Source organism: Gilliamella sp. X-46, assembly GCF_057063525.1.
In genome coordinates, this window is sequence record NZ_JBXSQH010000003.1 from 14,336 (window position 1) to 28,635 (window position 14,300).

The following is a 14,300-nucleotide window of genomic DNA, read 5'->3' on the forward strand; positions in this document are numbered from 1 at the left end:
TATGAGGTTACCATGCTACAAATAGAAAAAGCACATTTTAAAATTAGTGATTACCAAGTTTTTATTATTGAATCGTTGTTAATCAATCAAGGCAGTCATGTTGCTTTTGTGGGGCGTAATGGTAGTGGTAAATCCATACTAGCTAAAGCACTAGCAGGAGAACAAAAATTATTAACAGGAAAAGTTATCAATCAATTTAAATCTATAACCCGTATCTCGTTTGAACAGCTTCAAAAGCTGATTGATGATGAATTTAAGCGTAATAATACTGATATGCTAAGTGAAGGTGAAAATGATATAGGCTTAACTACTGAACAAATCATTCAAGAAAATAATTTTAATCAACAACTTTGTCAGCAATTAGCAACACAATTTGGCATTAGTCACCTATTAACCAGACGCTTTAAATACCTTTCAACGGGCGAAACACGCAAAACCTTAATTTGCCGAGCCTTGATGCAGCAACCTGATTTTTTGATATTAGATGAGCCATTTGATGGTTTAGATGTGGCATCACGTGCAAATTTAGCTAAAATACTTGCTGACCTTGCAAAACAAAACATTACTATTGTTCTTGTTCTAAATCGGTTTAATGAAATTCCTGATTTTATCGAAAATATTGGTATATTAGCTGATTGTCAACTCTTGAAAATTGATACAAAGAGCACAATATTAAACGATGCAACAGTTAAGCAATTAGCTGATTTGGAAAATATACCCAATATGCCATTACCAGAAGCTGATGAATCACCAACACGATTAGCAGATCAATTAGATCGAGTCATATTAAATAATGGCTATGTCCGTTATGACGATAAAACAATTATTAATGGATTAACTTGGCAAGTCAAAGCCAAACAAAATTGGCAAATTGTTGGACCTAATGGTGCAGGTAAATCGACGCTATTAAGTCTAATCACCGGCGATCACCCACAAGGGTATAGCAATGATCTTACTTTATTTGGTCGAAAACGTGGCTCGGGCGAAACCATATGGGATATTAAACGCCATATTGGTTATGTCAGCAGTAGCTTACATTTGGATTATCGTGTTAGTTCTAGCGTTAAAAATGTATTATTGTCTGGCTATTTTGATTCGATCGGTATCTATCAGGCTCCCAGTGATAGACAAGCTAAATTGGCTGATGAATGGTTACAGTTGTTAGGTTTACAGACGCAGGCGGATAATCCATTTCAATCGCTCTCTTGGGGACAACAACGATTAGTTTTGATAGCTAGAGCTTTAGTCAAACATCCGACACTGCTTATTTTAGATGAACCATTGCAAGGGCTAGACCATCTTAATCGAGAATTAGTCAAACGCTGGATAGATCGCTTAATTAGTGAAGGACATACTCAGTTACTCTTTGTGTCTCATCACGCAGAAGATGCACCTAAATGCATCACTCATCGATTAACTTTTGTTCATGACTTTGATGATAGCTATCAATATCGCTTTGAACAGTTAAGCGAAATAATTAGTTAAACCTATTAAAAACAGGTTTAAAAATAGGAAAAACCATAAAAATAAAATGGATTTTTTTATGAAAATTTATCTTGATATTTGAAAAAAGTTTATAAAGGTTACACTTATGAAGTTATCCCCGTTACCTGTGGATAACTCTGTGAGTAGTTTATTTAAAAAAGCGCTAACCTCAGTCACTATCAGGATTTTTCTTGATTTGATTGCAACTTAATCACGAAAATATTTTTTGTTTTATATCAATTGCTTATCATAAATCAAGGTATAAATTCATTAACTTTTTTATACATAAGAAAGGGAACTGAACGAAAAATAGAAGATTTTTAAAGGTCAAGTCCTTTTGGGGATAATTTTTATTAATAGGTAAAATATTAGGTTGTGATGTAATGAAAAAATTTAAATTATGTTCCGAATTTAAGCCTGCTGGTGATCAACCTGAAGCAATAAAAAAAATTAATCAAAATATTGAAGATGGAATTGCTCATCAAACATTATTGGGCGTAACGGGATCAGGTAAAACGTTTACTATGGCAAACGTTATTGCTACACATAACCGCCCAACAATCATTTTAGCGCCCAATAAAACACTGGCAGCTCAGTTATATGGTGAAATGAAGGCCTTTTTCCCTGAAAATGCGGTTGAGTATTTCGTATCTTATTATGATTACTATCAACCTGAATCTTATGTACCTTCAACCGATACATTTATTGAAAAAGATGCTTCAATCAATGAGCATATAGAGCAGATGCGCCTTTCTGCCACTAAATCATTACTCGAACGACGTGATGTGGTGATCGTTGCTTCAGTATCGGCAATTTATGGTTTAGGTGCGCCAGAAACCTATATGTCAATGATATTGCACCTAACAAAAGGCACGATAACCGATCAGCGTTCAATCTTAACTCGCTTGGCCGAATTGCAATACATGCGTAATGAAATCAACTTTAGTCGTGGTACGTTTCGTGTTCGAGGGGATGTGATAGACATCTTTCCTGCTGACTCAGATGAACTTGCAGTGCGCGTAGAGTTATTTGATGACGAAGTCGATCGTATTGTTATGTTCGATCCACTTACCGGTAATAGTATCAATGAAGTATCACGGATTACTATCTATCCAAAAACACACTATGTAACGCCAAGAAACATTATGGAAAATGCCATTGCGCAAATTAAACAAGAGCTTAAAGAGCGACAAAAAGTATTGTTAGATAACAATCGCCTACTGGAAGAACAACGTTTAACTCAGCGAACACTATTTGATATTGAAATGATGACCGAACTGGGCTATTGCTCTGGCATCGAAAATTACTCGCGCTTTTTAGCCCAGCGTAATCCGGGTGATCCGCCAGCAACGTTATTTGATTACTTGCCTCCAGACGGATTATTATTTATTGATGAATCGCATGTTGCAATTCCACAAATCGGCGCAATGTATAATGGTGACCGCTCACGTAAGCTTAACCTAGTTGAATATGGCTTTCGTTTACCGTCAGCGTTAGATAATAGGCCTTTAAAGTTTGCAGAATTTGAAAATATTATGCCACAAACCATTTATGTATCAGCAACACCTGCCAAATACGAAATTGAAAAATCAGGTGGTGAAATTATTGAACAAGTGGTTAGACCTACAGGATTATTAGATCCCATTATTGAAATTCGACCGGTTGCAACACAAGTTGATGATCTGTTATCTGAAATCAAAATTCGTATTAACAATGACGAGCGCGTTTTGGTGACCACACTTACTAAACGAATGGCAGAAAATTTAACTGATTATTTGTCAGAACATAATGTCAATGTCAAATATTTACATTCAGATATTAATACGGTTGAACGAATGGAAATTATTCGAGACTTACGTTTAGGGAAAGTGGATGTGCTAGTGGGAATTAACTTATTGCGAGAAGGTCTAGATATACCTGAAGTTTCTTTAATAGCAATATTAGATGCTGACCGTGAAGGTTTTTTGCGTTCTGAAAGCTCGCTCATTCAAACTGTAGGACGTGCAGCTCGAAACGTGAATGGTAAAGCGATATTATATGCTGATAGAATTACTCCAGCGATGAAAAAAACAATTGACGAAACCGCTCGCCGTCGTCAAAAACAGGAAAACTTTAATACAGCACATGGCATCACACCAAAATCAGTACGTAAAGAAATTAAAGATATATTAGAGGCCGGTTTAAGCACTAAGAAATCGACAGCTAAAGTACAAGCATTTGAGTCAGGTAAACCTTATCATTATGTTTCAGTTAAGGAAGTACAAGCAAAAGTGAAAGAACTTGAAACAATGATGTATGAAGCGGCTCAAAATCTTGAATTTGAAAAAGCGGGTGTACTACGTGATGAAATAAAAAAATTGCGTGCGGATTTTATTAAAGTATCTTAATGACGCATCTAAAAAGGAAAATATGATGACAATAACACGAATTGATCCCGATGATCGCTGGTCTGAAGCTGTGATTCATAATAACGTAATTTATTACACAAGTGTTCCTACTGAGCTTGAAAATGATGCTTATATACAAACCAAAAGTGCATTGGCTGAAATTGATAAAATATTAGCACGAGCCGATAGTGATAAATCACTTATATTGGATGCGACATTATTTTTGGTCAATAAAAGTGACTTTGCTGCAATGAATAAAGCGTGGGATGAATGGGTAGCTAAAGGGAGTGCGCCAGTTCGTTGCACAGTGCAAGCAGGCTTGATGAAAAAGGAATATCTGATAGAAATTAAAATTGTGGCTGCTGTAAAAGATTAACATTTCCATTATCGCCGATACTATTCGGCGGTATCACTTTGATTATTCAAATTATACTACCCTAACTCGGTGTATTTATTGCCAATAGATAAAATCGTGACTATCCCAATCCCCTAAATTTTAGTGTATACTTTACATACATCCTATTTTTAATTATTCAAACATTCGCTATGCACACTCAACCTAAAATTGCCATTGTCATGGGTTCTAAAAGTGATTGGGACACCATGCAACAAGCTGCAGATATCTTAGATGCATTGACTATTTGCTACCATGTTGAAATCGTTTCAGCACACCGTACACCCGATAAGTTATTTCGCTTTGCTGAAGATGCTAAACAAAAAGGCTATGATGTGATCATCGCTGGCGCTGGCGGTGCAGCTCATTTGCCCGGTATGTTAGCCGCTAAAACGCTTGTTCCTGTATTAGGTGTCCCGGTACAAAGTGCTGCATTAAATGGTGTTGATAGTCTTTATTCTATTGTTCAAATGCCTAAGGGCATTCCTGTTGGCACTTTAGCTATAGGTAAATCTGGTGCGGCTAATGCAGCATTACTTGCTGCGCAAATTCTTGCTTTACACGATCAAGATATTTATCAACGCTTATCAACATGGCGATTAACTCAAACTGATGAAGTGTTAAATCACCCAGATCCAAGAGTGGATGCATAATATGAAAACTCAATCTGTTTGTGTATTAGGTAATGGTCAACTAGGGCGAATGCTTAAACAAGCGGGAGAACCGTTAGGTATTAAAGTTTATCCTGTTGGATTAGATGCAGATCCTGCTACTATTCCATATCAACAGTCAGTGATCACAGCCGAAATTGAACGATGGTCAGATACCCCTTTTACGCAAATTTTAGCTAAGCATCCTCATTTTATTAATCGAGATGTTTTTCCGCTTATTGCTGACCGTTTAACTCAAAAACAGCTGCTTGATGAACTTGGTTTACCCACAGCTAAATGGTTTACGCTTAATCATTCTCAAGATTGGCCAACTTTATTTACTGAACTGGGTGATCTACTAATTGTTAAACGTCGAACGGGTGGTTATGACGGACGAGGACAATGGCGTATAGCTGTTAATCATCCAATCACCGTCTCAGACGACATTTATCAAAACGCAATTGTTGAGCAGGCTATTCCATTTGAAAAAGAGATGTCATTAGTGGGCGCGCGTAATGCAAAAGGTCAAACGGTATTTTACCCGCTTACCAATAATTTACACCAAGATGGCATTTTAAAAATGAGTGTTGTGCTACCAAACCAATTCCCTTTATTACAAACACAAGCCGAAAAAATGCTATCTGCCATTATGCATAAATTGAATTATATTGGCGTAATGGCAATGGAATGCTTCATTGTTGGTGATAAATTACTAATTAATGAACTGGCTCCACGGGTACATAATAGTGGTCATTGGACACAAAATGGTGCTTCGATAAGCCAATTTGAATTGCATCTTCGTGCCATATTAGATTTACCACTTCCTAAGCCAGACGTTTTTGCTCCATCAGTTATGGTTAACTTAATTGGTACAGAATTAAATCTTAATTGGCTATCTATCGACTTGGTACATATGCATTGGTACGAAAAAGAGGTCAGAGCAGGGCGTAAAGTAGGGCATTTAAACTTAACTCATAGCCAGTCTAGTCAATTATTAAAAGCGTTAGAAAATCTAATACCTCTATTGCCTAATGATTATCAAAAAAGTATTGAATGGGCAGAGCAAAAATTATAACAATTTAGCAAACTAAACTGGTTAAGACGATGAAATTAGAGATAGACCATGATCAACTTTAATCAAAAAATCAATTATCAACGTTATGCTAGCAAACAGCGTGAATCACTATCTGATGAATACTCAATAGTACGTTGTTTTGAAAGTGATCGTGGCCGCATCATTAATTCAGCAGCTATTCGTCGCCTACAACAAAAAACGCAAGTTTTTCCATTAGAACGGAATTCAGTGGTTAGAACGAGGCTTACTCACTCTATGGAAGTGCAACAAGTCGGTCGTTACATTGTCAAAGAAATTATCAATCGCCTTGGCAAAGTAGGAAAATTAAAAAAATATGGACTTGATAATTGCATAATGGCGATCGAAAGCCTAGTTGAAATGGCTTGTCTAATGCACGATATTGGTAATCCTCCATTTGGTCACTTTGGTGAGGCCGCCATTAATAAATGGTTTACACAACGCTTAGGTCTTGGCAAATCTACACTTTATCCAGTTCTTGAAATCAATGATAACGATGATGACAAAATAAAAGAAATTAAAACCAAAATTCGCCAAGATTTATCAAATTTTGAAGGTAACGCGCAAGCAATTCGTTTAGTTCATTCCATATTACGTCTCAATTTAACTTATTCACAAATTGCCTCGATTCTTAAATATTCTAAACCAGCTTATTGGTCAAATCAGGTGCCTGCTGAATTTTCTTACTTAATGAAAAAACCAGGCTATTATTTATCAGAAGAACCATTTATTGAAGAACTTTACAAACAGCTTGATATCAAACCATTTCATCGTTATCCATTAACTTACATTATGGAAGCGGCCGACGATATCTCATATTGTATTGCCGATCTTGAAGATGCTGTTGAAAAAAGAATCCTAACAGTAAAACAGCTTTACACCTATCTAGCAGAAGCATGGGGTCCAATTAAAAAAGGTGATTTGTTTGATACAGTAGTTAAACGCCCTTATGAAAACCTAACACAGAATGAATTTGATGCAATTGGCATCGATCAGTTTTTTATGTATCTGCGAGTCAACACCATAGGTAGACTGGTACCACATGCAGCCGAGCGCGTTATTGAAAATATTGAAGCCATTTATTGTGGCTCGTTTAATCATGCTTTACTTGAAGATAATGGTGCAGAATATAAATTACTTAATATTTTTAAAACAGTCGGCTTTAAACATGTGTTTAATCATGAATCGGTCGAAAATATCGAACTTCAAGGATACCGAATTATTAGCGGATTACTCGATATTTATAGCCCACTGCTTGATATGCCTACCGATGATTTTTTAAAATTGGTTGAGAACAAACATCACAAGGATTATCTTATTGAAACGCGCTTATATCATAAATTATCTTCAAAACATTGCGTTGCTTATGAGCAAGCAATTAGCAAACTTAAACCAGATGAAGCAAACTTTGCTTGCATGGAATTTTATTACCGATGTCGCTTACTACAAGATTATATTAGCGGTATGACTGACCACTTTGCTTATGACGAATATCGTAAACTAATGGTGACATTCTAATTTGCACGACATCCTAATTGAGTATAATTGTTTGGCACCAATAATACACATTGGCACCATATTAGTGCATAGCTAAGTGACAATATATCAAAGCAGACTTTTATTGTTTATATCTTTAATCAATTAAATTCAATCACTAAGCTTGAACTTTTATAACGGCTCACTTCCATTTCTCTTATCAATTCTACTTAAATTATGCGAAGTTATCTATTTTTGGCATGATCTTTGCAGTAATTGTGTTGTATTTCATATTTATTAGGAGCAATTGATGAAATTAGTTACTGTAGTAATAAAACCTTTCAAATTAGAAGAAGTTCGAGAAGCCTTATCCAATATAGGTATTACAGGATTAACAGTTACTGAAGTCAAAGGTTTTGGACGACAAAAAGGTCATGCTGAGCTATATCGTGGCGCCGAATATAATGTCAATTTTCTACCTAAAGTTAAAATTGACTTAGCTATTAGCGACGATCAGCTTGACGAAGTCATTAGTACCGTGGCTAAAGCAGCACATACGGGCAAAATTGGTGATGGCAAAATTTTTGTTACCTCACTTGATCATGTGGTACGTATACGTACAGGCGAAACCGACGACTCAGCACTTTGATTTATTGTTAAGGATATCATTATGTCAAAAAAAATTATTTTTTCTTTAGCGATTTTATTTTCAAGTTCCGCTTTTGCAAATGAAGTTGCCATAGTCGATAAAGCTGATAATGGATTTATGATGATCTGTACTGCTTTAGTACTTTTTATGTCTGTTCCCGGTATTGCTTTGTTTTATGGCGGTTTATTACGTTCCAAAAATGTACTATCAATGTTATCTCAAATTCTTGTAACTTTTTCACTTATTGCCGTGTTATGGATTACTTATGGTTATTCACTCTCCTTTGGTGAAGGAAATTGGTTTTATGGTAACTTTAACCATTTTTTATTAACAGGCATTGGAATTACGGATGTGTCAGGATCAATTTATGAACTCATATGGGTCGCATTTCAAGGATCATTTGCTTGTATTACCTGCTGTTTAATTCCAGGCGCTTTCGCAGAAAGAATTCGCTTTTCAGCCGTATTAATTTTTATGGTGTTATGGTTTACATTTTCATATATTCCTATGGCTCATATGGTATGGGGGGGCGGAATTTTAGGTGATGAAGGTGCGCTCGATTTTGCCGGTGGTACTGTAGTACATATTAACGCAGCGATTGCTGGAATTGTTGGTGCTTATTTAATTAAAAATCGTCTTGGTTATAATCGTGAACCACTAAAACCATTTAACTTGCCTTATGTTTATCTTGGTGCTGCAATTCTTTATATTGGTTGGTTTGGTTTTAATGCCGGCTCATCAACACATGCTGATGAAATCGCAGGTTTAGCCTTTATTAACACAGTTGCTGCAACTGCAGCTGCAGTTTTAGCATGGACATTAGCTGAATGGTTTTTACGAGGCAAGCCATCATGCCTTGGTTCTGCATCAGGTGTGATAGCTGGATTAGTTGGCGTAACACCTGCTGCCGGCCTTGTTGGTGTTGGTGGTGCAATGTTAATTGGTTTTATTTGTGGATTTGCAGGGGTATGGGGAGTATCAACACTCAAAAGAATGCTAAAAGTTGATGATACATGTGACGTATTTGGTGTGCATGGCGTATGTGGTATTGTTGGTTGTATATTGACTGGTATTTTTGCATCAGAATCTCTTGGGGGAGTTGGTTATGCAGAAGGTATCACAATGGTAAGTCAAGTAGGGATCCAATTGATGAGTGTTATTACCTGCGTAATTTGGACTACGGTGGTGGCTTATATTGCTTATAAAATTGCAGATGTTTGTGTTGGCTTAAGGGTGTCAGAAGAACACGAACGGGAAGGTCTTGACATAAATAGTCATGGCGAAAGCGCTTTTAATAATTAATTATCAAGTAAGAACATAATTAATTAATCAGTTAAAAATAATAAGTCACTTAAACTAAAATAATTTACAGGATTTTAATCCTGTAAATTATCGCTTTGATTCATTATTGTTAATAAGCATCCTTTTTTAGTTGTTCCAAAGTATAATGTTATTATTTCAGACAACGGTGTCGCCAGAACAATATTAACGAAATTACAAAACGATAAATGTGTGCGTTATTTAATATTTTGGTGAGGCTGACTGATTATTTTTTATTTTAAACGTTTATATGCGGAAAAATGCTTCATGATCAAAACCCTCCAAAAACTCATAAGGCGTTTTACCGAAAATCGCTTAAGCTTTGGCTTTCTATTTTTTGAATCTTCTAATATTGGCTGATTATGCTATATCTCCACTAAAGTGCGTATTACACTTTTCCAGTTTTCCCATTCGTCTGTGGGTAGGTCTAGTAAATTTCTAGTTTATTTGATTGGTTGTTATCTGTTTTAACAAATAGATATTTGCCAGTATTTTAATATTCACATCCGTTATCCGAATAAATACTCTTTAGTCTGTTTTTTAGTAGTTTCTCAAATTACTGCAAACAACACGAGTAATTCCTATATATAAACTGTTTACAAATGTTTGTTATTTTATTTTAAATTTTATTTAAAAAATTTTTATATAAAAAGGTAGATAAATTTTTTTTTAACGTTATACTGCCGTAAATTCGTGTAATTAAACTTTAATTGGTTAAAAAAGCGAATATAAAAACGATTTATCAGGAAAAAATTGAAATATAGGATGTTATGCAGTACAACTTTTTTTATCAAATTTGGCAACATTATGTTTTAAATGTTTCTAAATACCTATCAGGCATTATTTGTACCACCCACTTATTTAATAAACATACACAAAATTGTCGCAAATACTTTTTAATAAATGTTAACAAGTGGCTATGTTTTGAACTAAAGCCGCGATTACAATTATATAAATGCTCACAATGTTACTTATTTACCTTGACCATGTTATTGTTATTGTCGTACCCATTAAATACACAAGCGTTATCGGCTACTACAACAAATATAATTCAAGGTTCAGCACCGTATTTAACGTTTGATGGTGGTAAAACTAAAGCTACCACGACGGAAGAGCTGTTAAGTATCACCTTATCAGATGGCACCACTATCACGCCAGCAACAAATACTTCAACCGCGGCTAATCCCATAGTCTTACCTAATGCTGGCGAGACCTTGGCTAATGTTGGCATGTTTGTTCCAACATCAACAGACTCAATAGAATTACAGGAACTAATTAATGGCTCCTATAACTTTTGGCGTGATGATGATGGTGATGGACAGGGAGAAAGTGGTTTAACTGCAACAGGTAGTTTAAGTATTAATCTCACAGATAGACATAATCAAAAAGTTAGTCGCAATCATGCCTTAGATATTTGCGGAGCGCCTTATAAAATGGTGTTAAGCAACACCAATGGTATGTTAATGACACAGTACGGTGTTCCTAATAGAAGTACTTTCAGCGCTGGTTCTGTAAGTTACTTCATCACTCCGATTTTAACTCCTAAAGTCTGCTATATTAAGGCTGGAGATTTAGAGTTAGACATAAATCAGTTCGCTGGCCCAGCAGGTATGTGGAATCCAGATAAGGGGTTTATCTCATCTGGTAACTTTCCGACTACGGGTATTAATGGTTTATTCTTTGATTTATACATAGAAGGTAGTAGTCGACTAAATTGGCCAACTATCAATAATGCAGGTATAACTGTTAACATGAAACCCAATGCGACAGGTAGCAGTGTGCGAATCACATTAACTGGTCCAACGGTGAATGGAAATCGAAACTCAATTAGCAAACCAAACTTACCTCAGACATTCGAATTAGTCGGTTACGATCGCAGTGGCAAAGCAGTGATCAAATATGGATTTGTATTGCAAAAGTGGTTTGTCAATCGTGGAGACAGATTTGCTTTATTTTCTTCACATGAAAACTGGTGTAAGGCATTAGGTTATAGAGTTATACAGGTTAAAGATGTCACCAACGCAAACTGTACTGGTCTGCATAGCAGTTGTCAAAGTGCCAAACCATCCTCAGTTGGCAATCATTACCATCGACGAATTGGCGGCGGCTTGCTTAGCGAGTGGGGGTACGCGATGGAATACACGGATTTAGTAGGTTTACCCTCAGATAATGCATACTGGACAAGCGATGTAGTAGCAGGTAACCAGCTTGTTGTCACCGCGGTTGGAGGTCAGGTTAAAACAAGAAAGCCTAACCAAACTGCGTACGGAATGTGTGTCTACCCTTAAATTTTAGCGTTTAATCCGAGGACATGTTTATTTAAATTAAGTAGTCAAATAGGTTGCCCCAGCATGAGAGGGCAACCGAGTTGGCAACATTGGCAGCTAATGCGTTTTTCATGCAAAAATACTACCATCGCCCCCTATGAAAGGCTAATTATTGTTGATAACTATGATATCTCCTCGAGCTCTGTCGATATCAAGCGTCCAAGTATGGATTCCAAATTCAATCAATACCGTGATTTTTGTCATTACTTTTGTTATTGTTAAATTTAATCATCCCAAAGCATAATGGCATTATCTTCAGTTAAGATTAAAGGTGGAGCAAAAAGATACTCTTTTACTTTAGTCGGTAAAACCTGCATATCATTAAAATTAAATTGCAATTCTGGATAAACATCAGCGATTTCTTTTATCCGAGTATTTAGTAATTCCTTTATTTTATTTGACTCTTTGGCAATGGCGAGGTCATCTTTTAGCATACCAATTTGTTTTTTATGATGTTCTGACTCAAATATCTCGTGAAAAACAAAAGAAAACTCCCCTTTATTGACCCTATTGTCATCGTGATACTCCCTATATTCAGAATGGTGTAATTTAAGTTCCTTAACACGCAAAGCAATAATCTCATCAATATGATCAGTATAATAATTTAATGTCGGATCTAAATAGGCAAGTGTTCTGTGCTCAGGTATTGAATCATTACTATGTACTAAGGTAAATAAAGGTTTTTTATATATCTTCATTCTGTAACTTCCTTTTAATTAGGATAAAAAGGTAACAAGATCATTCAATAACAAAAATCGATTGTTACTTTTTATGTAAAAAATCTCAGGTTAACATAATGCTTAAATATAAAAATAAAAAAATTCAAATACTTAATGATATTTATTATTAGATATTAAAATTAATGAATTTAAATTTAAAAGCACAAAAGCTTAAAAAATAAAACACCATTAGGAACGGCTACTATCAGGAAAACGGTTTAGACTGTAACAAATAGTCTTATTTACTTGTAAGCCTTATTTAAAGGCTAATTACGAAGTGTGAGCAACACGACAAAACACTTTATACTAGAATAAAATATCTCAATAAACGAATGGCGGGCTATTTAAAATAGTAAATGAATACCATTTAATAAGCACACTCATATGAGACAAATTTTATTTTGGAGAGTTCAATAATTTTGCTAGATTTAACCTTTTGGTTCAAGATACATTCTTAAAATGTTACCAACAAACACGCTATAGCGCCGAAAAATCTACCATAATAAATTTTAACTTATTTGACTATTAAAGCTATTAAACGCAAGATGCTCATCAAATCCCTTATTTTAATTAAACGAGCAATATTAGTAAGCTTGATAATCAGGTTATAGATATAGTGATGATTGACTCGATTTTAAATACCTTTCGGTATTTTTATTTTATTATTTTTGTAATTTGATCATATTAGCAAATTAACAGGCAGGATTTTTGCCCTGCCCAATAACCTAAAATCAGTCGTATTTTTTGACATGCATTAAGTTAGGCAAAGCAATTGCCAATAGAATAATACCGACCCCAATCCATTGATTAAAATGGACCGCTTCTTGCAAATAAAAATATGAACAAGTCACTGCGACAGGCAGTTCTGCTGCTGATAATATAGCGCTTAATGAAATTCCGATTCTAGGGATCCCCACTGAAAATAAAAAAGGAGGCAGTACAGTTCCAAGCAATGCTAATAAAAATCCTAATTGATATAGCTTATCGTTAATATCAAGTTTGAAGAAAAACAAAGGTGGAAAAATTAAAAACGTAATAATACATGCGCCAGTAATCATCAATGCACTTTTTTCGAGTTTAGGTAGCTCATTACCAATATTGCTGCTAGTGCTAATAAAAAGCGAATACATTAGCGCAGCTAAAAAACCAAAAAAACAGCCTGTTAAATTTAAAGTAATATCTTGGTTAAACAAGCCAGCAGCCAAGCTACTACCCAATATAATTACAATTACTGTTGCAAGTTGAATAATCGTAGGTTTATTTTTAAAAATAACAAAATCAATAATGACGCTAATCCACAAATATTGCATTAATAAAATAATGGCAATTGACGCCGGCACTAGTTGTACACATTGGTAATAACAGATGCCTACCAAGCCTGGAAAAAGACCAACGGCACAAACTTTCCATTTTTTTGTTGATTGCATTTTTTTTATGTTCGTCGTTGCTGATGATGTGTTAGTTGGTGCTGATTGTTTGGTTTTGTGTATTTTTTTTACGATAAAGTGAATACCCCACAACATTAACATTCCAAAAAAACATTGGATACCCGTCACTTCACCTAAGGAATAGCCCGCTTTATACGCAGTTTTCACAATAGAGGAGAGCACGCCAAAACTACATGCCCCTAAAAAAACCAGAAAACCACCTAAAAATTTATATTGCATATTTAAATCTCATCAAACTAAAAAATATTGTAAAAAATCAAAAATAAAAAACAATAAAAACCCTCAGGGGCGATTGTTTTTCAATCTCCCCAGCGGATTTTTAATAAATTAAATTAAAAAATGAATTAAAATA

Annotated in this window: 11 protein-coding genes; 9 read left to right on the forward strand and 2 right to left on the reverse strand. The window is 35.1% G+C overall.

Annotated elements, in window-relative coordinates:
* Positions 1-12 precede the first annotated feature (12 nt).
* The 9 genes from modF to ACYIAJ_RS04525 all read left to right on the forward strand — a co-directional run bounded on the left by modF (position 13) and on the right by ACYIAJ_RS04525 (position 11,742).
* On the forward strand, positions 13-1,485 hold the full coding sequence (gene modF / locus ACYIAJ_RS04485; RefSeq protein ID WP_483559043.1) for a molybdate ABC transporter ATP-binding protein ModF: 1,473 nt from the start codon (positions 13-15) through the stop codon (positions 1,483-1,485).
* A 383-nt stretch (positions 1,486-1,868) separates the two neighbouring features.
* Positions 1,869-3,872, forward strand: a complete 2,004-nt coding sequence (uvrB, locus tag ACYIAJ_RS04490; protein ID WP_483559041.1) for an excinuclease ABC subunit UvrB — start codon at positions 1,869-1,871, stop codon at positions 3,870-3,872.
* Between the two features lie 25 nt (positions 3,873-3,897).
* Positions 3,898-4,248 (forward strand): RidA family protein, encoded by a 351-nt coding sequence (locus ACYIAJ_RS04495; RefSeq protein ID WP_483559214.1) that lies wholly within the window; start codon positions 3,898-3,900, stop codon positions 4,246-4,248.
* 170 nt (positions 4,249-4,418) lie between these two features.
* Complete coding sequence (purE, locus tag ACYIAJ_RS04500) at positions 4,419-4,919, forward strand: 5-(carboxyamino)imidazole ribonucleotide mutase (protein WP_483559039.1); 501 nt, start codon at positions 4,419-4,421, stop codon at positions 4,917-4,919.
* A 1-nt stretch (position 4,920) separates the two neighbouring features.
* A complete protein-coding gene (gene purK / locus ACYIAJ_RS04505; protein WP_483559037.1) occupies positions 4,921-5,991 on the forward strand; it encodes a 5-(carboxyamino)imidazole ribonucleotide synthase in 1,071 nt (356 codons plus the stop codon).
* A 48-nt stretch (positions 5,992-6,039) separates the two neighbouring features.
* Positions 6,040-7,527: a dGTPase gene (gene dgt, locus ACYIAJ_RS04510; RefSeq protein WP_483559035.1), complete on the forward strand. Its 1,488-nt coding sequence runs from the start codon at positions 6,040-6,042 to the stop codon at positions 7,525-7,527.
* A 268-nt stretch (positions 7,528-7,795) separates the two neighbouring features.
* Entirely contained in the window at positions 7,796-8,134 is a 339-nt protein-coding gene (glnK, locus tag ACYIAJ_RS04515; RefSeq protein ID WP_160402694.1) for a P-II family nitrogen regulator, read from the forward strand.
* Positions 8,135-8,155: 21 nt separating this feature from the next.
* Positions 8,156-9,436: an ammonium transporter AmtB gene (amtB, locus tag ACYIAJ_RS04520; RefSeq protein ID WP_483559032.1), complete on the forward strand. Its 1,281-nt coding sequence runs from the start codon at positions 8,156-8,158 to the stop codon at positions 9,434-9,436.
* Positions 9,437-10,452: 1,016 nt separating this feature from the next.
* Complete coding sequence (locus ACYIAJ_RS04525) at positions 10,453-11,742, forward strand: hypothetical protein (RefSeq protein WP_483559031.1); 1,290 nt, start codon at positions 10,453-10,455, stop codon at positions 11,740-11,742.
* A gap of 263 nt (positions 11,743-12,005) precedes the next feature.
* On the opposite strand, the gene ACYIAJ_RS04530 is transcribed toward ACYIAJ_RS04525, so the two are convergent.
* On the reverse strand, positions 12,006-12,479 hold the full coding sequence (locus ACYIAJ_RS04530) for a hypothetical protein (protein WP_483559029.1): 474 nt from the start codon (positions 12,477-12,479) through the stop codon (positions 12,006-12,008).
* Between the two features lie 752 nt (positions 12,480-13,231).
* Positions 13,232-14,167 carry an EamA family transporter gene (locus ACYIAJ_RS04535; RefSeq protein ID WP_483559027.1) on the reverse strand — a complete coding sequence of 312 codons (936 nt, stop codon included), beginning with the start codon at positions 14,165-14,167 and terminating at the stop codon, positions 13,232-13,234.
* Positions 14,168-14,300: the final 133 nt, after the last annotated feature.